Annotated in this window: 21 protein-coding genes and 1 pseudogene; 9 read left to right on the forward strand and 13 right to left on the reverse strand. The window is 65.8% G+C overall.

The window, feature by feature from the left end:
- Positions 1 to 219: 219 nt before the first annotated feature.
- The 3 genes and pseudogenes from DNA98_RS17815 to DNA98_RS11175 all read left to right on the forward strand — a co-directional run.
- On the forward strand, positions 220 to 396 hold the full coding sequence (locus DNA98_RS17815; RefSeq protein WP_158531639.1) for a hypothetical protein: 177 nt from the start codon (positions 220 to 222) through the stop codon (positions 394 to 396).
- A gap of 4 nt (positions 397 to 400) precedes the next feature.
- Complete coding sequence (locus tag DNA98_RS11170; RefSeq protein ID WP_255418287.1) at positions 401 to 805, forward strand: type II toxin-antitoxin system VapC family toxin; 405 nt, start codon at positions 401 to 403, stop codon at positions 803 to 805.
- Between the two features lie 336 nt (positions 806 to 1,141).
- A pseudogene (locus DNA98_RS11175) lies at positions 1,142 to 1,312 on the forward strand (SUF system NifU family Fe-S cluster assembly protein); the annotation flags it as partial.
- 14 nt (positions 1,313 to 1,326) lie between these two features.
- Here DNA98_RS11175 and DNA98_RS11180 read toward each other — a convergent pair.
- The 3 genes from DNA98_RS11180 to DNA98_RS11190 all read right to left on the reverse strand — a co-directional run bounded on the left by DNA98_RS11180 (position 1,327) and on the right by DNA98_RS11190 (position 5,692).
- Positions 1,327 to 3,114: an ABC transporter ATP-binding protein gene (locus DNA98_RS11180; RefSeq protein WP_233493187.1), complete on the reverse strand. Its 1,788-nt coding sequence runs from the start codon at positions 3,112 to 3,114 to the stop codon at positions 1,327 to 1,329.
- A gap of 54 nt (positions 3,115 to 3,168) precedes the next feature.
- Positions 3,169 to 4,806 carry a phytoene desaturase family protein gene (gene crtI, locus DNA98_RS11185; RefSeq protein ID WP_110530708.1) on the reverse strand — a complete coding sequence of 546 codons (1,638 nt, stop codon included), beginning with the start codon at positions 4,804 to 4,806 and terminating at the stop codon, positions 3,169 to 3,171.
- Between the two features lie 64 nt (positions 4,807 to 4,870).
- Positions 4,871 to 5,692 (reverse strand): pyruvate, water dikinase regulatory protein, encoded by an 822-nt coding sequence (locus DNA98_RS11190; protein ID WP_110530710.1) that lies wholly within the window; start codon positions 5,690 to 5,692, stop codon positions 4,871 to 4,873.
- Positions 5,693 to 5,833: 141 nt separating this feature from the next.
- Here DNA98_RS11190 and ppsA point away from each other — a divergent pair, with 141 nt between their 5' ends.
- Positions 5,834 to 8,197 carry a phosphoenolpyruvate synthase gene (ppsA, locus tag DNA98_RS11195; RefSeq protein ID WP_110530712.1) on the forward strand — a complete coding sequence of 788 codons (2,364 nt, stop codon included), beginning with the start codon at positions 5,834 to 5,836 and terminating at the stop codon, positions 8,195 to 8,197.
- Positions 8,198 to 8,434: 237 nt separating this feature from the next.
- Here ppsA and DNA98_RS11200 read toward each other — a convergent pair whose 3' ends face one another.
- Positions 8,435 to 9,394, reverse strand: a complete 960-nt coding sequence (locus tag DNA98_RS11200) for an AraC family transcriptional regulator (protein ID WP_110530714.1) — start codon at positions 9,392 to 9,394, stop codon at positions 8,435 to 8,437.
- Positions 9,395 to 9,630: 236 nt separating this feature from the next.
- On the opposite strand from DNA98_RS11200, the gene DNA98_RS11205 reads away from it, so the two are divergent.
- The 5 genes from DNA98_RS11205 (at position 9,631) to DNA98_RS11225 (ending at position 13,539) form a co-directional block, all read left to right on the forward strand.
- The gene (locus DNA98_RS11205) at positions 9,631 to 10,656 is read left to right on the forward strand and encodes a zinc-dependent alcohol dehydrogenase family protein (protein WP_110530716.1); all 1,026 of its coding nucleotides are present in this window, start codon (positions 9,631 to 9,633) and stop codon (positions 10,654 to 10,656) included.
- Between the two features lie 186 nt (positions 10,657 to 10,842).
- Positions 10,843 to 11,853, forward strand: coding sequence for an aldo/keto reductase (locus DNA98_RS11210; RefSeq protein WP_110530718.1), 1,011 nt, complete (start codon positions 10,843 to 10,845; stop codon positions 11,851 to 11,853).
- A 23-nt stretch (positions 11,854 to 11,876) separates the two neighbouring features.
- Positions 11,877 to 12,299: a DUF2255 family protein gene (locus DNA98_RS11215; protein ID WP_110530720.1), complete on the forward strand. Its 423-nt coding sequence runs from the start codon at positions 11,877 to 11,879 to the stop codon at positions 12,297 to 12,299.
- Complete coding sequence (locus tag DNA98_RS11220) at positions 12,299 to 13,036, forward strand: SDR family NAD(P)-dependent oxidoreductase (RefSeq protein ID WP_110530722.1); 738 nt, start codon at positions 12,299 to 12,301, stop codon at positions 13,034 to 13,036. The genes DNA98_RS11215 and DNA98_RS11220 overlap by 1 nt, the downstream gene beginning before the upstream one ends.
- A 104-nt stretch (positions 13,037 to 13,140) precedes the next feature.
- The gene (locus DNA98_RS11225) at positions 13,141 to 13,539 is read left to right on the forward strand and encodes a cupin domain-containing protein (RefSeq protein ID WP_174720037.1); all 399 of its coding nucleotides are present in this window, start codon (positions 13,141 to 13,143) and stop codon (positions 13,537 to 13,539) included.
- A 3-nt stretch (positions 13,540 to 13,542) separates the two neighbouring features.
- Here DNA98_RS11225 and DNA98_RS11230 read toward each other — a convergent pair whose 3' ends face one another.
- The 9 genes from DNA98_RS11230 to DNA98_RS11270 form a co-directional block, all read right to left on the reverse strand.
- On the reverse strand, positions 13,543 to 14,334 hold the full coding sequence (locus tag DNA98_RS11230; RefSeq protein WP_110530888.1) for a DeoR/GlpR family DNA-binding transcription regulator: 792 nt from the start codon (positions 14,332 to 14,334) through the stop codon (positions 13,543 to 13,545).
- 55 nt (positions 14,335 to 14,389) lie between these two features.
- Positions 14,390 to 15,238 carry a 5-deoxy-glucuronate isomerase gene (iolB, locus tag DNA98_RS11235; RefSeq protein ID WP_110530723.1) on the reverse strand — a complete coding sequence of 283 codons (849 nt, stop codon included), beginning with the start codon at positions 15,236 to 15,238 and terminating at the stop codon, positions 14,390 to 14,392.
- A complete protein-coding gene (gene iolG / locus DNA98_RS11240) occupies positions 15,235 to 16,239 on the reverse strand; it encodes an inositol 2-dehydrogenase (RefSeq protein WP_110530890.1) in 1,005 nt (334 codons plus the stop codon). The genes iolB and iolG overlap by 4 nt, the downstream gene beginning before the upstream one ends.
- A gap of 17 nt (positions 16,240 to 16,256) precedes the next feature.
- Complete coding sequence (gene iolC / locus DNA98_RS11245) at positions 16,257 to 17,258, reverse strand: 5-dehydro-2-deoxygluconokinase (protein ID WP_110530725.1); 1,002 nt, start codon at positions 17,256 to 17,258, stop codon at positions 16,257 to 16,259.
- Between the two features lie 10 nt (positions 17,259 to 17,268).
- On the reverse strand, positions 17,269 to 18,195 hold the full coding sequence (locus DNA98_RS11250; protein ID WP_110530727.1) for a TIM barrel protein: 927 nt from the start codon (positions 18,193 to 18,195) through the stop codon (positions 17,269 to 17,271).
- A gap of 29 nt (positions 18,196 to 18,224) precedes the next feature.
- Entirely contained in the window at positions 18,225 to 20,102 is a 1,878-nt protein-coding gene (gene iolD, locus DNA98_RS11255) for a 3D-(3,5/4)-trihydroxycyclohexane-1,2-dione acylhydrolase (decyclizing) (RefSeq protein WP_110530729.1), read from the reverse strand.
- 316 nt (positions 20,103 to 20,418) lie between these two features.
- Positions 20,419 to 21,225, reverse strand: coding sequence for a sugar phosphate isomerase/epimerase (locus tag DNA98_RS11260; protein ID WP_110530730.1), 807 nt, complete (start codon positions 21,223 to 21,225; stop codon positions 20,419 to 20,421).
- 18 nt (positions 21,226 to 21,243) lie between these two features.
- Entirely contained in the window at positions 21,244 to 22,089 is an 846-nt protein-coding gene (locus tag DNA98_RS11265; RefSeq protein WP_110530732.1) for a carbohydrate ABC transporter permease, read from the reverse strand.
- Positions 22,089 to 23,015, reverse strand: coding sequence for a carbohydrate ABC transporter permease (locus DNA98_RS11270; RefSeq protein ID WP_110530734.1), 927 nt, complete (start codon positions 23,013 to 23,015; stop codon positions 22,089 to 22,091). Before DNA98_RS11270 ends, DNA98_RS11265 begins: the two co-directional genes overlap by 1 nt.
- Position 23,016: the final 1 nt, after the last annotated feature.

The following is a 23,016-nucleotide window of genomic DNA, read 5'->3' on the forward strand; positions in this document are numbered from 1 at the left end:
TCATCAGCCGCTGGATCTGTTTGCCAAACTCAATCACCAGCAACTCCTGCTCGGCTATATTCTTCCCCTCTCCCAGCCGCTCGTACTCATCCACCAACTGATGCATCCGTTCCCGTATTTCGCTCATTCCAACAGTTTAGGCTGTTTGCCTATTTTCAGGACACACCCGGCCGGGTGGGCGCTGTGGCGAGCCTACCAAGCGTGAGATATGATGGTCGTATGGCTACCGCCAAGCCCGTGTTCAAATCCAAAAAAGCCAAGGAAGTCTACCAATTGATTATGAGCCTTCCTCCCCTGACCGATGAACAAGCTCGCAAAATGGTAAAAGCCATTGAGCGGGTTACAGGCCGGCGTCACCCTATTCGCCCCATACGTCGCCCTGATGTGAATCCCTAAAAAGATTCTACTAGACACAAACTTTTTTATATCCCTCCGGCGCAGAGAGCCGGAGGCAATCAACTTTTTAAAATACCTATCCCCTGAACAAATGGTCACCTCAGCCATTGTCCAAGTGGAATATGCAACAGGCGAGTTTGCGATAGACCCAAGGCAAGAAAAAAGTATACATCAGCTATTTGCTCAATTCAAAATCTTGCCCTTTGAAGAGAACGCAGCGCTCAAAACCGTACGGGAAGCAACTAAACTATCCCTACCCAAAAAACCCAACCCCCACAAACGCCTATTCGATTTGATGATCGCTTCAACCGCATGGACTCATAACCTGACCATCTTGACTGAAAATCTCAAGGACTTTGAAGACCTGGGCTGGGCTCGAGCAGCCAACTGGCGAGAGTATGGCCGGTAGACAAACCTTCCGCATCCTCATCGTGGGCAAGTCGGACTCGGGGAATCCGGCGCATGGAGGGGCGCTGCCGGCACCCGGTCATCGTCAGCCGCAAGCGCGAGTTCGCCGATCTGGCCGGGGGGCGCCACACCGTGGGCGGGGCCGGCGACCCCACCCCCGCCCTCAAGCGCCACCCCTGGGAGACGCCACTACAAGCACCCCCTCAACTTCCGCACCCTCGATGCCCGGCGTCAACCCCTCCTGCGGCAACAGTCTGGAGCTTAGATGGGCGCATCGCCGAGGCCGCCTGGCAGGGCCCACGACCTCAGCCTAGCTGATGAGCGAACCGATCAGCCGCAGGCCCTCGAGCTCACCCGCAAGTTCAAGGCCATGATCGTTGAGGGGGCCGAGCCTGCGCCTGAACTGGGCGACCTCAGGGCGCTGGCCGGGGTGCACAAGCTGCACGCGCGGGTCAAGTGCGCTACGCTGGCGTGGAACACGCTGGAAGAAGCGCTGAAGGGGCAGTAACGATTGTCTCCGGCTTACGACCCACGGGAGGGTTCCACTTCCCCCTCCTCGCGGAATTGCAGCTCGTAGAGGTCGCGGTACAAGCCGCCCGCTGCCAGCAACTCCTCGTGGGTACCCTGCTGCACCACCCGGCCGTCCTCGAGCACCACGATCAGGTCGGCGCGGCGCACCGTGGAGAGGCGGTGGGCGATGACGAAGGTGGTGCGGCCTTGCATGAGGGTCTCGAGCGCCTCCTGCACCAGCATCTCCGACTCGGAGTCGAGGGAGCTGGTGGCCTCGTCGAGGATGAGGATGCGGGGGTCCTTGAGCAGCGCCCGGGCGATGGCGATGCGCTGACGCTGCCCGCCCGAGAGCCTCACCCCGCGTTCGCCCACCAGGGTGCCGTAGCCCTCGGGGAAGGCGCAGATGAACTCGTGGGCGTTGGCGGCCTTGGCCGCGGCGACAATTTCGGCCTCGCTCGCCCCAGGGCGGCCATAACCGATGTTCTCGGCGATGGAGCCGGAAAACAGCAGGGTCTCCTGGGGCACGATGCCGATGTGCGAGCGTAGCTCGCGCAAGGCCACCTCGCGCACGTCGAGGCCGTCTAGGGTGATGCTGCCGCCGGTCACGTCGTAAAAGCGCGGGATCAGGGCCACCAGGGTGCTCTTCCCGGCCCCGCTGGGGCCCACGATGGCCACCACCTGGCCAGGTTTGGCCTCGAGGCTCACCCCCCGCAGCACCTCGCCGCGCTCGCCGTAGCCAAAGCGCACGTCCTGGAAGCGCACCCACCCCTGCACCCGTTCCAGCGGCCTGGGCTGGGCCGGTTCGACCAGGTCGGGGCGCTCGTCGAGCAGCTCGAAGATGCGGCTGGAAGCGCCCAGGGCGCTCTGGATCTGGGTGAAGATGCCGGTAAAGGTGCCCACCGTGGCGGCGATGTTGAAGGTGTAGAGCACGAAGGTGAAGAGCTGGCCGGGGCTGATCTCCTTCAGCGCCACCAGCCGCCCGCCGTACCAAAGCACCAAGCCCAGCGCGGCGGAGACGGCAAAGAAGACGATAGGGTTGAGCACCGCCCCCAGCAGCGCCCGCCGCAGCGCCACCCGGAAGGAGTTGCCGATGAGCTCGCCATAGCGCTTGGCCTCGAGCCCCTCCGCCGTGAACGACTGCACCACCCGGATGCCCGAGAGGGTCTCCTCGGCACGGGCGTTGGCCTCGGCCACCCGGTCTTGGAACTCCTTGGAAACCCGGCGGATCAGGCGGCCCAGGAAGATCGCCGCCAGGATCACCACCGGCACCACCGCCAGGATCAGCGCGGTGAGCTTCCAGTTGGTGAGGAAGAGGATCGCCAAGGTGCTCACCAGCACCAAGGGCTGGGTGAAGAGCTGCACCAGGGTGCTTGAGACCACCGCCTGCACGGTGGCGATGTCCGAGGTCAGGCGGCTGGTGATGTCGCCGGTCTTGTTGCGCTCGAAAAAGCGGGGGGAGAGGGTGAGCAGGTGGGTGTAGAGCGCCTTGCGCAGGTCGGCCACCACGCCCTCGCCGGCGCGGGCTACGAGGTAACTTTGCACCCCGCTGAAGACGGCCTGCCCCGCGAACACCCCCAGCAGCACCAAGAGCAGCGAGTCGAGCCGGGCCAGGTTGGCCTCGAGGAAGGAGGCGTTGATCAGGCGGCCCACCACCTGAGGGAACGATAGGTTGAAAGCGGTGGAGATCAGGCTGGCGAGCCCGGCCACCACCAAGCCCCAGCGGTAGGGCCGGGTGTAGGCCAGCAGACGGCGCAACTGGCCCAGGTCACGTTGCCGCTTTGGCGCTTGCGAAGCATGCATGGCAAGCATTTTAGGGCAGGCCCGGGGCCTCTCGGAGCGTGCGGCGGGTCCTGACTACTCGGTGGCCAGGGGCTCCCTGGCCGCCTCGGCCTCGAGCCCGCGCGCAGGAGCGTCCGCGATGCCGAAGTCCTGCGCGATCAGCCGGGCGGTCATCTTGGCCGACATCATCACGCTGGGGGTCCCGGCTCCCGGCTGCACCCCGGCCCCCACCAGGTAGAGCTTGGCGATATCCTCCGAGCGGTTGTGCGGGCGGAAAAAGGCCGACTGCAGCAGCAGCGGTTCGGGGCCAAAGGCGTTGCCCAAGTAGGAGTTCAGGGTGTGCTCGAAGTAATCCGGGGTGACGAAGCCCTTGTACACGAGCCGGCTCATCAGCCCCGGCAGGTAGCCGCGCTCGTCGAGGAAACGCAGGATCTTGTCGGTGAAGGGTTCTCCCAACAGTTCCCAGTCGAGCCTCGAGCCGTTGTGCGGCACCGGCACCAGCGTGTAGGCCGCGTGGTGGCCGGGGGGGGCCAGCGAGGGGTCGGTGAGGGTGGGCAGGTGCAGGTACTGGGAGAAGTCCTTGGCTAGGATCTTACGCCCGAAGATATCCCGCAAAAGCTCCTCGTAGCGCGGCCCCAGGATGATGTTGTGGTGGCGCAGCCGCTCGCCCTCGTGCCCATCGGCCCTGAAGCCGAAGTAGATCACCACCAGCGACATGCTCTGCCTCCTGGCCTTCACCACCCAGTCGGCGTTCCAGAAGCGGTACTGCGGCTCGATGAGATCGAGGTAAGTGTGGGCGTAATCCGCGTTGGAGACCACCAGGTCGGCTTGCAGCACCTCGCCCGAGGCCAGCGTGACGCCGGTGGCGACCTTTTTGCCGTTTTGGCGGACCACGTTGATCTTGGTGACCTCGGCGCGGTAGCGAACGGTCCCGCCCAGCTCCTCGAACTTCTTCACGAACCCCTGCACCAGGGCTCCGGTTCCCCCCATCGCGAAGTGGATCCCCCAGGTCTTTTCGACGAAGTGGATCATGGCGTAGATGGCCGGGACGCTCATGGGATTGCCGCCGATGAGCAAGGTCTCGAAGCTAAAGACCTGCTGCATCTTGGGGTTCTTGAAATATTTTTTGGCGAAGCTCAGCAGGGTGCGCACCGCGTCCAGCCGGAGCAAATCTGGGACGACCCGGAGCATGGTACCCAAGTCGCCGAAGTAGGTGTATCCGAGCTCGAGGAAGCCGCGCTCAAAGATGGCCTTGGCGTCGCGGTGGAAGCGCTCGTAGCCCTCCAGGTCCTCGGGGGCCAATGCTTGAATCTGTGCCCGGGTGCTCGCCGGGTCGCCGTCGTAGTCGAAGAAGGTGCCGTCGTCGAAGCAGATGCGGTAAAAGGGCAGAATCGGCACGATCTGCACGTAGCGGGAGGTGTGGGGGCCACCACTTGCGCGCTTGTCGTCGCCCAGGATGGTGGGCGGAAAGTCGGGCTCGCCAAGGCGGGGCCGACCGCGCTCGAGCGCGAATAACTCCTCGATAAAGTGCGGCACGGTGATGACGGTGGGACCCATGTCGAAGGTGAAGCCGCCCACTCTGCGCACGTAGGCCCGCCCGCCGGGGCCGTCCAGCTTCTCGAGAATGGTGGTATCGAAGCCCAGGCTTTGCAGGCGGATGCCCATCGCCAAGCCGCCGATGCCCGAGCCGATCACCAGGGCTTTCTTAGCCATGCTTGGCATCCTAACCTTGGGGTTCGGGGGCTACCAACGGCGTGAGCTACAGTCGCCCACGGGCTTAGCCTAGCCGGCGTGCCAGCCCGGCGTTTTGCACGATGGTGGTGGCGATCTCCTCGATGGAGGAGGTGGTGGTGTCGAAGTAGCGAATGCCGTTGTTTTTGAAAAGCCGTTCGGCCCGCTCCACCTCGTAGCGGCACTGCTCGAGCGTGGCGTAGCGGCTGCCCGGCTTGCGGGCCGTGCGGATCTGGTGCAGGCGTAGGGGGTCAATGGTCAGGCCGAAGACCCGGGAGCGGTAGGGCTGGAGCAGTTCGGGCAGCGTAAGTCGCTCGAAGTCGCCCTCGGCGAGGGGGTAGTTGGCCGCACGGATGCCGTACTGGAGCCCCAAAAAGAGACAGGTCGGGGTCTTGCCCGCGCGGGAAACCCCCACCAGGATCACCTCCGCTTGGGCGTAGTGCTTGCTGCCCAAACCGTCGTCGGTGGCCAGGGCAAAGTCCACCGCGTCAATGCGGGTGAAGTAGGTGCTGGCGTCGTTGATGCTGTGGAAACGGCCCACCCGGGGCTGAACCCGAGCCCCCAACTCGGCCTCGAGCCTGCTCAAGTACGGCCGGAAGAGGTCAAAGACCAGCGCCGGGGCGCGCTCGAGCAGGGCGCTCAACCCCGGATTGGTCAGGGTGCTGAAGACGATGGGCCGCACCCCCTGCGCCTCGCAAACCAAGCGGATCTCGGCCACGATGGCCTCGAGCTCGGCCTCGGTATCGGTAAAAGGGCGGGCCTGATACTCGAACGTCACCCCCTCAAAGTGCGCCAACAAGCTTCTCGCCACGCTCTCGGCGGTGATGCCGGTGTGATCGGAAACAATAAATACCGTGCGGACTGGCATTTGCCCTTAGTCTACCGCCGTTCCTTGCCCTGCTCGCGCCGCCAGGCTCGGTGTACTTGCCTCGCTTTCACACCACCCACCCGGAGCCCTTGCGCACCCACACTGAGGTACAGTAAGGAAAAGCGCCAGGAAGGGGGAGGTATGTATATCCGCTGGTTCGACACGCTCGGTATGGAAGACCTAAGCCTAGTTGGAGGTAAAAACGCCTCGCTCGGGGAGATGATCAGCCGGCTCAGCCACCTGGGAATCAAGGTGCCGGAAGGGTTCGCCACCACCGCGCAAGCCTTTCGCGCGTACATGGAGCATAACGGGCTCGAGGAAAAAATCCGCGAGGGCCTACAACAGCTGGACGTAGACGACGTAGAAGCGCTGGCGCGCACCGGGGCCGAGATCCGCCGCTGGGTGGAGGAGGGCGAGATGCCCGCGGCGCTCGAGGCCGCCATCCAAGAAGCCTACGCCAGGCTGGAAAGCCGCTCTGGAGCGGAGCTCTCGGTGGCGGTGCGCTCCTCGGCCACCGCCGAGGACCTGCCCGAGGCCTCCTTCGCCGGGCAGCAGGAGACCTACCTGGGGGTGCGGGGGGTGGAGAACGTCCTCCGTTGCGTGAAGAAGGTCTTCGCCTCGCTGTACAACGACCGGGCCATCGCCTACCGGGTCCACCACGGCTTCGCCCACCAGCAAGTAGCCCTCTCGGCGGGCATCCAGCGGATGGTGCGGAGCGATCTGGGCTCGAGCGGGGTGATCTTCACCCTCGACACCGAATCCGGCTTCCGCGACGCGGTGTTCATCACCTCGAGCTACGGCCTGGGCGAGTTGATCGTGCAGGGGGCGGTGAACCCCGACGAGTTCTACGTGTACAAGCCCGCGCTCAAAGCGGGAAGGGCAGCCATTTTGCAGCGGCACCTGGGCACCAAGATGCAGAAGATCGTCTACGCCGAGGGCGACGAGCCCATTCAGACCGTCCCGGTGCCCGAGGCCGAGCGGATGCGCTTCTCCATCACCGACGAGGAGGCCGAATCGCTAGCCCGACAGGCCCTCCTCATCGAGGAGCACTACGGCCGCCCGATGGACATCGAGTGGGCCAAGGACGGCCTGGACGGCCAGCTCTACATCCTCCAGGCCCGCCCGGAGACCGTGCAAAGCCGCATGGGCCGGGTGATCGAGCGCTTCACCCTGCTGGAGCGCGGCGAGGTGCTGGTGAGCGGGCGCAGCGTGGGCAACCGCATCGGGGCCGGAGCCGTGCGGGTCATCCAGAGCCCCCAGGAGATGCACCGGGTGAAGCCGGGCGACGTGCTGGTGGCGGACATGACCGACCCCGACTGGGAGCCGGTGATGAAGCGGGCCGCGGCCATCGTGACCAACCGGGGCGGGCGCACCTGCCACGCGGCCATCGTGGCCCGCGAGCTGGGCATCCCAGCGGTGGTGGGCACCGGCGAGGCCACCCGCGTGCTGCAAGACGGCGATCCCGTGACGGTCTCCTGTGCCGAGGGGGATACCGGTAGGGTATACCGCGGCCAGTTGCGTTTCGAGGTGCAGAAGATCCACCTCGACCAGATGCCCGAGATCCCGGTCAAGATCATGATGAACGTGGCCACGCCGGAGCGGGCCTTCAGCTTCGCCAGCCTGCCCAACGCCGGGGTGGGGCTAGCCCGGCTCGAGTTCATCATCAACAACGTCATCGCGCTGCACCCGCAAGCGGTACTCGACTACCCTAACCTACCCTCCCACCTCAAGGCCGAGATCGAGCGGCGCAGCGCGGGATACCCGAACCCCCGCGCTTTCTTTGTGAGCAAGCTGGCCGAGGGGGTCTCGACGATCGCCGCCGCCTTCGCGCCCCACCCGGTGATCGTGCGGCTTTCGGACTTCAAGTCCAACGAGTACGCCCACCTCCTGGGCGGGGAGCGCTACGAGCCCAAGGAGGAAAACCCCATGCTCGGTTTCCGGGGGGCTTCACGCTATCGCTCCAAGGCTTTCGCCGGAGCCTTCGCCATGGAGTGTGAGGCGCTGAGATACGTGCGCGACGAGATGGGTCTGACCAACGTGGAGATCATGATCCCCTTCGTGCGCACGGTGGGCGAACTGCAGGCGGTGCTGGAGGTGTTGCGATCCCACGGGCTCGAGCGAGGCAAGAACGGCCTCAGGGTCATCATGATGTGCGAGGTGCCCTCCAACGCCATCCTGGCGGAGGGGTTTTTGCAGCATGTGGATGGCTTCTCCATCGGCTCCAACGACCTCACCCAGCTCACCTTAGCCCTCGACCGCGACTCCGGCCTGGTGGCCGAGCTCTTCGACGAGCAGGACGAGGCGGTGAAGTTCCTGCTCTCGAGGGCCATCCAAACCGCCAAGAAGATGGGCAAGTACATCGGCATCTGTGGCCAGGGCCCCTCCGACCACCCCGAGTTCGCCCTATGGCTGGTGGAACAGGGTATCGAGAGCCTCTCGCTCAACCCCGACAGCGTGCTCGAGACCTGGCTGTTCCTGGCCGAGCGGCAAAATATACCGTCGTAAAAATACAGCCCTCCGTACGTCCCACGCCGTACGTCGAACGAAGGGGATCGGTCCCCCGGGTGTACGAGCTTTGCTCGTCCCGACAGGGAATCTACCTCTGGGTGTACGAGCTTTGCTCGTCCCCAGCATTTAGCGTATAGCGTACGACGTATGACCTAAGTCACGTCTTGCGTTTTGCGTATAGCGTACGACCCAAGACGTACGGCCATCTCTACGACGCGGTACGGAAGGCCAACATCAGGCCTCCGCGGAGAGCAGTTCACCTTGCTCCCGTAACCGGTTGATGTCCCTCGAGGGCGCGCTCCCGAACAGGCGGCGATACTCCCGGCTGAATTGCGACGGGCTGGCGTATCCCACCTGCCGGGCGGCCGTCGCGGCATCCATCCTCGAGGTCAGCATCAGGCGCCGGGCCTCCTGAAGGCGCAGTATCTTCTGAAACTGCAACGGGCTCATCGAGGTGACGGCCTTGAAGTGCTGGTAGAAGGAGGAGGGGCTCATGTTCACCATCCTGGCCAGTGCCTCGACGCGCATCGGCTGGTCGAAGTTAGACCGTATCCAGCGAATAGCCCGGGCGATACGGTACACGCTTGACTCGGCGAGGCCGATCTGGGCTACCCGGCTCCCTATCGAACTGCGCAGCAGGCGGATCAGGACCTCCTCGACCGCCAATGGGGCGAGCAGCTCGGCATCTTGCGGGCTGGCCATCAGCTCGAGCAACCGGAGCGCCGCTTTCACCACGCCCGCGTCGCTTCCGCCGATATACACCCCCTTATTCCCGTAGACCGCGGGCAGGCCGTGCGGATATACCTTCAAGATCAGCTCGGCAATTTGGCGGGGGTCTAAATCCAGGCGAAGGCAGAGGAAGGGCTCGGCGGGGCTGGCCCGGGTGACCTGAAACGACAGGGGCAAATCCACCGAGAACACGATCATCTGGGCCGGGTTGTACTCGTATCTCTCCGATCCCAGCAGAGCCGCTTTGGCCCCCTGTGCCACGATGCACAGCGCCGGGGTGGACAAAGCGAGCAAGGGGGCCTTGTAAGGGCGCGAGTGGCGGCTGACGTATACGCCGGGAAGCCGAAGCGCAAACACGCCGTCGTAGGGAGCGTACGCGCGGATCAACCCAGCCAGCTTCAGCAGGTCGGACGGATCCGGCTCCGTGGGGTTTTCCAAATGGGACAGGGGCTTCGCTTGGCTCATCGCGGTTCTCCCTTTGGGGCACGCTGCCGCCCTGACTTACCCCCATTGTAGGCAGCGCAACCGGCCCGATTTGCCTAAATCTCCAAATCCCTTATCCCATCCTCCATAGAGGAAGAGGTCCCCGGAGTTTTAGGCAAGAACCCCCCAGAAACAGACAACCGGCTGCGGGGTAAGCGGGGCCATACTGGCATCGCTGGCCGGCGCAACTTCCGGCTTTGCGTGGGAGGTAAACCACCATGCGTGCAACGGTCATGTACGGCCCCCGTGACGTGCGCTCCGAAGAGCGCCCAGATCCCCAAATCCTCGAGCCCACCGACGCGATCATCCGGTTGCCCGCCACCTGCATCTGCGGCTCCGACCTGTGGCCCTACCGTGGCTTCGACCGCCTAACCCAGCCCACCCCCATGGGCCACGAGTACGTGGGCATCGTCGAGGAAGTGGGCAGCGCGGTAAAGAACATCAGGCCGGGGCAGTTTGTGGTGGGCTCATTCTTTGCCTCGGACAACACCTGCCCCATCTGCCAAGCTGGCTACCATAGTTCCTGCGTCAACCGGCAACCCGGCGCCCCCACGGGGGCGCAAGCGGAGTACGCCCGCATCCCCCTGGCCGACGGTACCCTCGTCCCCACCCCAGAGATTCCCCCCGACGACCTGATCCCGAGCCTCTTGGCGGCCTCCGATGTGCTGGGGACCGGCTGGTTCGCTGCGGTGGCGGCCCAGGTGCAGCCGGGCAAGGCGGTCGCGGTAGTCGGGGATGGAGCCGTCGGGCTGCTGGCGGTGCTCTCTGCCAAGCAGATGGGCGCCGAGCGCATCTTTTTGCTGGGGAGCCGCAACCCATCGCGGCAGGCTTTGGCCAGGGAGTTCGGCGCTACGGACATCCTCGAGGAGCGCGGCGACGAAGGCGTAGAGCGGATCAAGGATCTGACCGACGGCCTGGGGGTGCACTCGGCCATCGAAGCGGTCGGCACCCAGGAATCCATGATGATGGCCATCCGCGCTACGCGCCCAGGAGGTCACGTGGGGTTTGTCGGCGTGCTCCACGACGTGGCCATTCCGGGGCAGGAGTACTTTTTCTCCCACGTACACCTGCACGGCGGGCCCGCCCCGGTGCGCCGCTTCCTGCCCGAGCTGATCGAGCTGATCTGGAAGGGGAAGATCAACCCCGGCAAGGTTTTCGATCTGACCCTGCCCCTAGCCCAGGTCGCCGAGGGTTACCGCGCGATGGACGAGCGCCGGGCGATCAAGGTGTTGCTGCGCCCATGATGGGGGACTCGAGCCGCCATGCCGTTATACCGTGTGCGCCGGCAACTCGATTTCCTGCACGGATGTTCTATGTCGTACGTCGTACGCCAAACGCGTTGGTAAAGGAGTAAACGAATGAGCCCATCGCTGTTGAAGCTCAACCACAGCATCCCAGAAGCCTGAGAACCACCCTAGAGGAGGGACGAGATGCAAAAGCGTAAACTGGGCCAGCTGGAAGTTTCGGCCATCGGACTGGGCTGCATGACCATGACCGGCGGCTACAGCGTGTCGCCGGAGCGGCGCGAGATGATCGCCCTGATCCGCAAGGCCGTGGAGCTGGGCGTGACCTTCTTCGACACCGCCGAGGTCTACGGCCCCTTCGTCAACGAGGAGCTGGTGGGGGAGGCCCTCGAGCCCTTCCGGGGTCAGGTGGCCATCGCCACCAAGTTCGGCTTCCGCCACGACGCGAACGGGCGTCCGAACCCCGCAAACGGCACCGACAGCCGGCCCGAGCAGATCCGGCGGGCGGTGGAGGGCTCGCTCAGGCGCTTGCGGGTGGAAGCCATTGACCTGCTCTACCAGCACCGGGTGGATCCCAACGTCCCCATCGAGGACGTGGCGGGCACGGTCAAGGAGCTGATCCAAGAAGGCAAGGTGCGGCACTGGGGCCTGTCCGAAGCGGGGCCAAAGACGCTCCGCCGCGCCCACGCCGTCTGTCCGGTAACTGCGGTGCAGTACGAGTACTCGCTCTGGTGGCGCAAGCCCGAACAGGAAATCCTGCCTATCTGTGAGGGGCTGGGCATCGGCTTTGTCCCGTACAGCCCCCTCGGCAAAGGTTTTCTAACCGGGGCGATTGACCAAACCACCGCCTTTGCCCCCTCCGACCTTCGCAGCCGGATCCCCCGCTTTAGCCCGGAGGCGCGGCAGGCCAACCAGGCGCTGGTGGAGCTGCTGCGAAACATCGCCGGGCGCAAGGGGGCCACCCCGGCGCAGGTCGCCCTGGCGTGGCTGCTGGCGCAGAAGCCCTGGATCGTGCCGATTCCGGGCACGACCAAGCTTCCTCGGTTGCAGGAAAACATCGGCGCGGTCAACGTCGCCCTCGCCCCGGAGGACCTGCAAGCCTTAGAGGAAGCGTCGGCCCAGATCCGGATCGTGGGCGAGCGCTACCCCGAGGAGCTGGAGCGCATGACCTATGTGGAATCGCCCCCAAAAGGTTGAACGCGTGAAAGGAGGTGAAGCGTATGGCCACCCAAGGAAGTGGATTCCAAAAGCCTAAGGCCGGCCGCTGGACGGCGGAAGAGCTGGCCCAAATCGCCCCGGCCGACGACCTCCACGTCGCCCCTTTTCGGGAAGACGGGGTCACCTACGGCACCCCCACCTGGGTCTGGTGCGTGGTGGTGGGGGAGGCCGTCTACGCCCGGGCCTACCACGGCCCCCGCTCTAGCTGGTACCAAGCGGCGGTGCGCCAGGGGGCCGGGCGGGTGCACGTGGCGGGGATGGTCCGGGAGGTGGTCTTTCAGCCGGTCCCGGCCGAGGATCCCCTCCAAAAGGCCATTGACGCCGCCTACCGGGAAAAGTACGGGGGAAGCCCCTACCTGGAACCCATGGTGAGCCCCCGGGCCCGGGCGGCCACCGTGCGGATCCTGCCCCGAGAGGAGGCGTAGTGGGTCAGCGGATCCTCATCACCGGCTCGGCGGACGGCCTGGGGCGGCTTCTGGCGCAGAAGCTGGTGGCCCTGGGGCACCGGGTGGTCCTCCACGCCCGCAACCCCAGGCGGGCCGAGGAGGCCCTGGCCCAGGTGCCCGGCGCCGAGGGGGTGCTGGTGGGGGACCTGGCCCGCCCTGAGGAAGTCCTCCGCCTGGCGGAGGCCGCCAAGGCCGCAGGGCCCTTCCATGCGGTGGTCCACAACGCCGGGGTGTACCAGGCCCCGGAGGGGGAGATCCTCTGGGTAAACACCCTGGCCCCCTACCTCCTCACCGCCCTCATCCCCAGGCCCCAGCGCTTGGTCTACGTCAGCTCCGACCTCCACCTCCAGGCGAGGCCCGACCTCGAGGCCCTGGCCAAGGGGCAGATTGGCTACGGCGAGTCCAAGTTCTACCTGGTCCTCCTGGCGAAGGCCCTCGCCCGCCTCTGGCCCGAGGTCTACGCCAACGCCGTGGACCCCGGCTGGGTGCCCACCAGGATGGGCGGCCCCACCGCCCCGGGTAGCCTCGAGGCGGGCGTGGCCACCCAGGCGTGGCTCGCCGTAAGCGACGATCCGCGGGCCAAGGTCAGCGGCCGTTACTTCCACCACCTGCGCGCAGCACGCCCTCATCCTCAGACCGATAATGTGGTGCTCCAGGAGGCCTTCTTGACCCTGTGCGCCAAGCTGACCGGCGTAGCCCTGCCTAAGGAGAGGTGAGCCATGCGGGCGATACCCATCCTGATCCTGAGCTTGGCCCTTTTGGCCCTCGCCCAGGAAGACGCCGTGCGGGTGGAACCCGTACGCTAAGGGAGGAGATGAACATGATCCAGATACATCGGAAAGGCACGCACCCCAAGGCCCAGGGCGACCCCGCCTACTTCACCGGCCCGGTGGAGGTGGAAACCCTTCTGGAGGCCCCACCCCCGGCCCGGGTCCGGGTGGCCCGGGTGCGCTTTGCCCCCGGGGCCCGCACCCACTGGCACACCCACCCCCTGGGGCAGACCCTGGTGGTCCTGGAGGGGGTGGGCTGGGTCCAGGAGGAGGGCGGCCCCAAGCAGGAGATCCGCGAGGGGGACGTGGTCTGGTTCCCCCCAGGGGTCAAGCACTGGCACGGGGCCGCCGCCCACACCCCCATGGTCCACCTGGCCATCCAAGAGGCCCAGGAGGGCCAAACCGCCCACTGGCTCGAGCCCGTAAGCGAGGAGCAATACCAGGGCTGATCATTACCCCGCCCTGGATGCGGTTCGCTCGAGCTCGGCGGCTTGGTACTTCAGCCCCTGGCGCTCCAGGTGCTGCAAGAAGTCCTTCGGTGCGCCCTCGTCGGTGATGAGCAGGTCGATCTCCTCCAGCGCGGCGAAGCTGGCCAGCGTCGCCCGCCCCAGCTTGCTGGAGTCCACCAGGGCGTAGGCGGTGTCCACCGACCGGATCATGGCCTGCTTGGTCTGGGCCTCGTAGGGGTTGGGGGTGGTGTAGCCCTTGACCGCCGTAACCCCGGTAGCGCTCATAAAAGCCTTGTCGGCGTGGTAGACCTCCAGGGTCCGCACCGCCGCCGGGCCGATCAGGGCCATGCTGTGGTGGCGCACCTGCCCGCCCAAAAGCAGCAAATCCCAGCGGGTCTCGGAGAGCTCGAGGGCGATGGGCACCGAGTTGGTGATGACGTAGAGCGAGCGAAACCGGCGCTTCATCAGCTGGGCCAGCACCAGCGTGGTGGTCCCGGCATCGAGGACGAGGGTGTCGCCCTCTTCGATATACTCCAGCGCCGCCTGGGCGATGGCCTGCTTTTCCGCCTGCTGAAGGTGGATTTTTTCGCGAAAAGAGGGGTTGAACAGGCTTTTGTGCGCAGCGGTGGCCCCGCCGTGGGTGCGGTGCAGCAGGCCGCGGCCCTCGAGCTCGGTGAGGTCTTTGCGTATGGTGACGTGGCTGACCCCAAAGAGCCCGACCAGCTCGTCCACCTGCACCGAGCCCTTCCGTTCCAGGAGCTCGATGATCTTGCTACGCCGATCCTCGGTTTTCATATAAAACCCGCTGAAAAAGACGCCACGGGCCGGGCTTTCCATCTTGTCGCACCCCTCATCCCCCTTCCGAGCGGCCCCCCACGGGCAGCCTCAGCGGCTTCCCCGCCCAATCCTCCCGCATCCAGCCCCAGTCGGGGTCGTCCACGGGCGGTGTGGCCCGGGCCTCGCCGAGGGCTTCGCCGGCCATGTAGTTGAGGTAGTAGACGTTGGACCCGGGCGGCGCCACAACCGGATGATAACCCCTGGGCGCGAGGATCAGGTCGCCGTCTTTGGCCAGCAGAAGCTCGTCCAGGCCGTCTTCGGGGCTGTAGTTGCGGTGGATGGCCCAGCCGGTCTTAGGGCTGATCCTGTAGTAATAGGTCTCCTCGATGTACAGCGAGCCCATGCGCCCGTCGTGGCGGTGCGGCGGCCAGCCCGACCAAAAGCCCGAGGGCGTGTAGACCTCGTAGAGCAGCAGGCGCTCGGCGGGAAGGTGTGGCCCCAGGATGTGCGACACCTGGCGCAGCGCGTTGGCTCCCCCCCGCATCTCCACGCGAATTTCCTCGGGCCTGAACAGCCGCACGGGATAGCGTCCCTCCGCGGGGGCCCCCCCCAGGGCAAACTCGGCCTCCGTAAGCGCCTGGACCAGGTATTCGGTGCGCGGCGGCAGGTACAAGACCGAGGGCAGCTCGGAAAAGACATCCTGGCGCTTTAGCGCGAAGGAGCGGGTCCCGACCTCGACCCGTATCTCCCCCGATAGCGGCACCAGGGCCACCTCCCGACCGTCGGAGCTGCCCTGCTGGGTATGGCCCGCCGGAAGGGCCACGGCCTGGAAGGAGAGGTACTTCCACCCCGCCGAGGCCGGGTTCACCTCGACGAGGCTCCCCACGCCCGAGCGGGGCCTGCGGTGGTTGGGCGAGCTCATGCGATCTCCTCCAGCCGCACGGGGCGCCCCTCTTTGAGGCTCCTGGTCGCCGCCAGGGCGATGCGCAACGACTCTATGGCGTCTTTGGGGCCCGGCGTGGGCGGCTTGCCGGTGGCCAGCGCCCGGAAAAAGGCCTCGAGCTCGAGGCGGTAGGCTTCCTTGAAGCGGTCCATGAAGAAGTGGTAGTGGTCGGCCCTGACCCCGCTGCCGTACTGCCACAGAGGGGTCTTGGGGGTGGCGTCCATCACCAGCTTGCCCCCGGAGCCGAAGACCTCGGTGCGCACGTCGTAGCCATACACCGCGCGCCTGGAGTTCTGGATGACCCCCAGCGCGCCGTTCGCGAAGCGCAAGGAGAGGTTGGTGGTGTCCACGTCGCCGATCTCGCCGATTCTGGGGTCTACCCGCACCGCGCCCCAGGCGTGGACCTCCTCTACTTCTCCAACCAAAAAGCGCGCGCAGTCGATGTCGTGGATGGACTGGTCGATGAAGATGCCCCCCGAGCCCTGGAGGTACTCGAGGGGGGCCGGAGCCGGGTCGCGCATCACCGCGATGAACTGCTCAACCTCCCCGATCTCCCCCGCCTCGATCTTTTCCTTGGCCTGGTGGTAGGGCGGGTCGTAGCGGCGCTGGAAGCCGATCTGGAAGGGCAGGCCTTTTTGCTCCACGACCCCCAGCACCCGCCGGGTCTCCCCCAGGTCCTTGGCCACGGGTTTTTCGCAGAAGATGGCCTTGCCGGCTTGGGCCGAGAGCTCGATGTAGCGGGCGTGGGTGTCGGTAGGCGTGACGATGACCACCGCCTCCACGCCGGGGTGGTGGATGGCCTCCTCGGGGTCGGCGTAGATCCTCTCCGCCCGCAGCAAGCCCCTGGCCGCCTCCGCGGCCTGGGCATTGGGATCGGCCACCGCCAGCACCCGGGCCTCGGCCACGCCCAGCATGGTACGGGCGTGTTCCATGCCCATCCGTCCTGCACCCAATAAAGCGACGCCATAGGTCTTACCCATGTGAACCTCCGGGTTGATCAAAACCCACCCCTCGAGCGGATGAACTCGAGCACTTCGTCGAGATACGGGGCAAAGTCCGCACAGCCGATCCGGGTCACCACGATGGCTCCACAAGCGTTGCCCATGCGCGCACTCTTGTACCAGTCCCAGCCCTGCAAGCGCCCGTAGATCAAACCCGCCGCAAAAGCATCCCCCGCACCCAGCACGCTGAGCACTTCCACCTCGAAGCCCGGGGCATTCACCACGCTGCCGTCCGGCAGGTACACATCGGCCCCCCTGGCCCCCCGTTTGACCACCAGGGCCTCTCCCCCCCTGCCCAATAGCGCCCGGATGTTGGCCTCCACATCGCCTTGGATTTCCGGCGCGGTGATCTGCGAGTGGCGGATGGTGATGTCCTCGGCCCGGCGCAGCATGGCCGCGTTGACCTCCTCCTCGGTGCCGATGGCCACATCCACCATCGGCAATAAGGCGCGGATCTGCACCCCATAGGCGCGGGGGTCGTGCCAGCCGTCGGCCCGAAAGTCGAGATCCAAAAAGACCGTGACCCCCGCGGCCTTGGCCTGTTCGGCGGCAAAAAAGGTGGCGCTGCGGCTGGGCTCTTTGGCCAGGGCAAGCCCAGAAAGCTGCACGGCCTTGGCCTGGGCAATGGGCGTATTGAGCACATCATCGATCGAAAGCTGGATGTCGGCGGCGTTCTCACGGTAGAAGGTGATGGGGAATCTATCCGGAGGCTCGATGCCCAGCAGCACCGCCGAGGTGCGGGTTCCGGGCTTTTGCGGGATGAAGCGGGTCTCCACCCCTTCGCGCTTGAGCCTCTCGACGATGAACTCCCCTATTTTGTCCTCCCCCACCGCCGTCAGCAGCGCGGCCTTGAGCCCAAGGCGGCTGGCCCCGACCGCGATGTTGAGCGGGCTCCCGCCGATGTAGGCCCCGAAGGTACGGATATCGGGAAAAGGGGCCCCGATGTCGTTGGAGTACAGGTCGATGGAGGAACGCCCGATGGTGATGAGGTCGTACATGCCTATCCCCTCAGTACCCCGTGACCTGGCGCAGGTACTCGCGGTTGCGCCTGGCGCTCTCTTTGGGCTCGCCCATGCCCGGCAGCACGTCCTGCTCCACCGTGATCCAGCCGTCGTAGCCCAGCGAAATCAGCTTGCGGGTCACCGCAGCGAAGTCGATCTGGCCCTTACCCAGTTCGCAGAACACCCCGCGCCCGACGGCCTCCTTGTAGTTCCAGCCTTTGCTGCGGGCTTCGCCGGCGACGACGGGGTGGCAGTCTTTGTAGTGCACGTACCATATGCGCCCCCAGAAGCGCTCGAGGCCCGCGAGCACCGCTTCTGGCTGGTTGGTGCCCGTTCCGTAGAGGTAGTGCCCGGTGTCGAACACCAGCCCAATGACGGCGCCGTCGGTGTGCTCGAGGAAAGCCTCGATCTCCCAGGGCGCCTCCACGTACCCCGCCGAGTGGTGGTGGAAGACCGTGCGCAAACCCGTCTCGTCGTAGACGGCCCGGGCGATGCGCATGGCCCCCGCGGCAAAGGCCTTCCACTGCTGGGCGCTGAGGCCCAGCTCAGGCCGGATACGCCCGGCGTTCTCGAAGCGCACCGGGTCGCGGCTGTGCTCATCGGCCAGCACCACCAAGGGCTGCCAGCCATCGCCCACCTCGGCCACGCTTTTCAAGAGGCGGGCCGTGCGCAGCACGCGCGCTTCGCCCGCGGTGTGTTCGCTGGGCTCGAGCAGGTAGACCCCTTCGTAGGCCCCCAGCATGGTCAGGCCGCGCGAGGTAAGCTCCAGCCGCAAGCGCTCGGGTTCGGTGGGCATGTAGCCAAAGTCGCCCAACTCGGTGCCACGGTAACCGGTTTCTACCAGCTCATCGAGCATTTGCGCGTAGCCGATGCCCTGCCCCCACCCCTCGATGGTGCCCCAACTGCACGGTGCATTGCCGAAACGGATAGCCATTGTCTAAAGTTCCTTTCCCGGAGGTCTTGTCAGAAATAGCGCCGCTGCTTCTTCAGGTAGGCCTCGTACGCCTCGCGGGCCTTCCTGACCGCAGGCTGGCCCGAGACCTCGGCCACCGGCACGTCCCACCAGCTCTCGAAGCCCGGCAGGCGGTCGTCTACACTCACCGCAACCACGATCACCCGCACGCCCCTGGCTTTGCGGGCCTCTTTGAGGGCTTCTGCCAACTCGCGGTAGTTCCTGGGGCTCCACACCGTCGCCCCCATGGCCCTGGCGTGGGCGGCGAAGTCCACGGCCACCGGGGGGCCGTCGGTGCGGCCCGTCCTAGCGTCGCGCCGCCGCAGCTCGTTGTTGAAGGAGGGCGAGCCCAACGACATCTGCAGGCCGCGAATCGAGCCGAAGGCCCGGTTGTCGATCAGCACGACCGTAAAATCCAGCCCCTCGGCCACCGCGGTGACGATCTCCGAGTTCATCATCAGGTAGCTGCCGTCCCCCACGAAGACCACCACCTCGCGCCCCGGCTCGGCCAGCGCCACCCCCAGCCCGGCGGGAATCTCGTAGCCCATGCAGGAGAAGCCGTACTCGAGGTGATAGGCCTTGGGGTCTTCACAGCGCCAGAGCTTGAGCAGATCGCCCGGCAGGCTCCCCGCCGCGCAGATCACGGTGGCCTTGCCGCCGAAGGCCTCGCCCACCAGACCGATGACCTCGGCCTGGGCCATCTCCTTCTTCTCGGGCCGGGGGGTACGGTACTCGCTCACCAGGGCGTCCCACTCCCGCTTGAGCCGGGCGACCTCTTCGCGGTAGGGGGCCGAAGTGCCCGCGAAGCCCTCGAGGGCCGCGGTCAGGGCCTCGAGCCCGCGCCGGGCATCGGCCACCAACGAAACCCCGGAGAGCTTACCGGCGTCGAAGGGCACCACGTTCAACCCGACGAACTTCACCTCCGGGTTCTGAAAGGCGGTCTTGGAGGCGGTGACGAAGTCGCCCAACCGCGTGCCGATGGCCAGGACCAGGTCGGCCTCACGGGCCAGGCGGTTGGCGGCGGTTCCCCCGTTTGCACCCACCGGGCCCACGTTCATGGGGTGATCCCAGGGCAAAGCCCCCTTGCCCCCCTGCGACTCCGCTACCGGAATGCCGTAGGCCTGGGCAAAAGCGGCGAGCTGGGTGTGGGCTTCGGCGTAGAGCGTGCCCCCTCCGGTCACGATCAGCGGGCGTCTGGCCCTGCGGATGAGCTCGGCCACCTGTTCCAGCACCTCCGGCTCGGGTGTGGGGCGGCGGATGCGCCAGACCCTGGGGGCGAAGAACGCCACCGGCCAGTCGTAAGCCTCGGTCTGCACGTCCTCGGGCAGGCAGAGGGTGACCGCTCCGGTCTCGGCGGGATCGGTGAGCACCCGCATGGCCTCGGGCAGCGCGGAGAGGAGCTGGGAGGGCCGGGTGATGCGGGTGAAGAAGCGGGAGAGGGGCCGGAAGGCGTCGTTCACGCTCACGTCGTGCTCGAGGGGGTGCTCGAGCTGCTGCAGGACGGGATCGGGCAGGCGGCTGGCGAAGTAGTCGGAGGGTAGGAGCAACACCGGCAGGCGGTTGACGGTGGCGGTGGCCGCGGCGGTGAGCATGTTGGTGGAGCCCGGCCCCACCGAGGCGGTGCAGGCGAAGGTGGACAGGCGGTTTTTGTGCTTGGCATAGGCGATGGCCGCGTGCACCATGGCCTGTTCGTTCTGGGGTCGGTAGGTGGGTAGGCCCACCGCGTCGCCGTACTCCTCCAAAGCCTGCCCCAGGCCAGATACGTTGCCGTGACCGAAGATGGCCCAGACCCCCCGGATGAGGCGCTCTTCTCTCCCGTCTCGCTCCGCGAACTGGGCGGCCAGGAACTTGACCAGGGCCTGGGCGACGGTGAGGCGAAGGGTACTCACGCCCTGACCTCCAGTCCCGGCAAGATGCGGAGTGCCCAAAGCCCGGCGCGGTCATGGTTTCGCTTTTGCCCTTTCATATCTCCCCCTGAACTCCTGCACCCTGACTGCACAGCCGGTCTCGAGCGGCTAACCTGCCGCCAGGCATCGCCAAAAAAGAACGGACCCGCTGTGCGGCTGGCTACGAAGACGCCCTGGCCAGTCGGTAGTCGGTATTCTAAGAAGCTCGGCTTTCGTATGTCAATATTACTGGGCCATAGCGAAAGAAAAGCGAAAGCTTCATCTTTCATTTCAAATCCGACCATCGCCCCTCTGCCCCTCACCCGAGCAGCAAGCCCTGGAGGGCCCTGAACCCGCGGATTGCCACCTGCTCAGGGTCTTCCTTCCACAGCGCTTCGTTGAAGGTCTCCAAGCTCCACGGCCCGTCGAAGCCGCTCGAGCGCAGCTCCTGGAGGTAGCGCTTCAGGGGAATCCGCCCCTCCCCCGGAAGCACCCGGTCCCCATCCTCGATGGACATACTCGCGGGCCGGGCGCAGTCGTTGAGGTGGACCAGGCGCAGGCGGTCGGCGGGGAAATCGCCAAAGCTGCTCCCTGAGGCATACACGTGGCAGGAATCCGGTACGAAACCGATCTCGGGAAGGGAGCGCGCGAGCTCGAGGGCTTTGGCGGAGGTATTCACCGGGCACTCGGCGAAGCCCAAGAACTCGAAGCCCAGCTCGATACCGTATGGTTTCGCAGCCGCCTGAGCCAGGGCCAAGCCCTCGCGCAGGCCCTCAAGCGCGGCCTCGAAGGAAACACCCCTAGCCCGCAGCGGGACGACCAGCAGCAGCCCCGCGCCCAAGGCCGCAGCGATGTCGAGCAGCTCGGGCAGGTCGGCTTCGAGCTTCCTGGTGTCGAGCCTCCCGCCGGGCAGAGATTGAAGCCCCAGGCCGTTGAGGCTCACGACCCTCCCGCCTCCCGACCTCAAAGCGGATACCGTCGCCTCGAGCTCGCTTTTGTTGTCCTTGTCCCGCAGGCGCTCGGCCCTGGCCTCGATGCCCGCAAAACCGGCTTTGAGGGCCACCTCGAGCTGACGCGGGGTGGGGGTGGTCATGAGGGTCGCGCCGTTCAGATACGGTTCGTTCATAGGGGTCTCTCCAAAGCCTTATTTCTCGCGGATCACCCCGAAGGTGAGCCCCGCCAACACGTAGCGCCGGGCCAGGATCATCAGGATCAGGGGAACCAGCAGGGCGATCAGCCCGGCTGCGGCCATCTCGTTCCAGATCAGGTTGAACTGGGTAACGAAGGCCTGCACGCCCACCGGGAAGGTCTGGGCCCTGGGGGTCTGAGTCAGGATCAGGGCAAACAAAAACTCGCTCCAGGCGAAAGCGAAGATGATGATGCCCGCCGCAAGCAGCCCAGGGGCAATCAGCGGCAGCACCACCCGGAAGAACGAGACGGGCCGGGTCGCACCGTCGACGAAGGCGGCCTCCTCGAGCTCTAAGGGCACTTCGGCCAGGAAGCTCTTGAGCATCCAGATGGAGAAGGGCAGGTTGAAAAGGGTGTAGATGAACACCAGGGCCAAAGGGTTGTCGTAGAGCTGGAGGGTGCGCACCACCCCGAAATAGGGCACCACCACCGCCACCGGCGGCAAAAAGCGCAGGCTCAAGGCCCAGTTCAGCACCCCCACCCGCAGCCTCCTCGAGACCGGCAGACGGGTGATAGGGTAGGTGATCAACAGGCCCAGGGTGAGCGTGGTCAGGACCGTGGCCCCGCAAACCAGCACGCTGTTGCGCAGGAGCTTCCAATTACCCTTTTCCACCAGCACGGTGTGGAAGGCCTCGAGGGTGGGGGCCTGGGGCACCAGCGTGGGCACGATGTGGCCCAGCAGCTCGCCCTGCCCCTTGAGCGAGGTGGCGACCAGCCAGTACAGCGGGAAGAGGTAGACCAGCCCGAAGGCTACCAGAACCGGTAGGGCAACCACCCGCCAGAGCAAAGCACGCCCGCGCATCAGTCCCTCTCCAGCGGCAACAGTCGCGTGATGAACGAGTATAGCAGGCTGATCCCCACCATCACCATCACCGCTAGGGCCGCCGCCTCGCCGGTGTCGAAGAACTTGAAGGCGATGCGGTAGAGGTACAGCGACAGCAACTGGGTAGTGGTCCCCGGCCCCCCGCCGGTGAGGATGAAGACGTGGTCGAAGACCCGCAGCACGTCGGCCAGGCGGAAGAAGAGGATCAGCAGTAGTAGGGGCCTCAGGTAGGGCAGCTCGATGTGCCAGAACTGGCTCCAGGAGGTAGCGCCGTCCACCTGGGCGGCCTCCACCGACTCCCTGGGCACCGTCTGGAGCCCGGCGAAGAGCACCAGGTACACGAAGGGCGTCCACTGCCAGATGTCCACGCTGGCCACGGCGAGCATGGCCGTGTAGGGCTGGCCCAGCCAGTTGATCTCCTGGTGAATCCAGCCCGCCATGATCAGCAGGTGGTTCAGCACCCCGTAGTTGGGGGCATAGATCAGGCGGAAGATCACCCCCACCGCCACCGGCGGGATGACGATGGGGGTGATCGCCAGCAGGTACAGCACCAGCTTGAGCCAGCTCGAGCGCACCGTGCGGTGCACCAGCAGCGCCAGCAACAAGCCCAGCACGATCTCTAAGGGCAGCACGATTGCCGCGTAGATGGCCGTCTGCTTGAGAGAGGCGTACAGCAGGGGGTTCTCGAGGCTGCTCTGGTAGTTCAAAAGGCCCACGAACTTCCCCCCACGGGTAGCCGTGACCGACTGCACCAAGGCCACCGCGAAGGGATAGGTGACGACGCAGAAAATCACCCCCAGCACCGGGAAGAGCATCCAGTACGCTAGGCGCTCCTGGCGGCTGAGGCCCCCGCGCCCCCCTTTGCGGGGGAGCGCGGGATGCATTGAGTCACCGAGGTTGGCCATC

Origin of the sequence: Meiothermus sp. Pnk-1 (genome assembly GCF_003226535.1) — a bacterium.
GTDB lineage: Bacteria > Deinococcota > Deinococci > Deinococcales > Thermaceae > Allomeiothermus.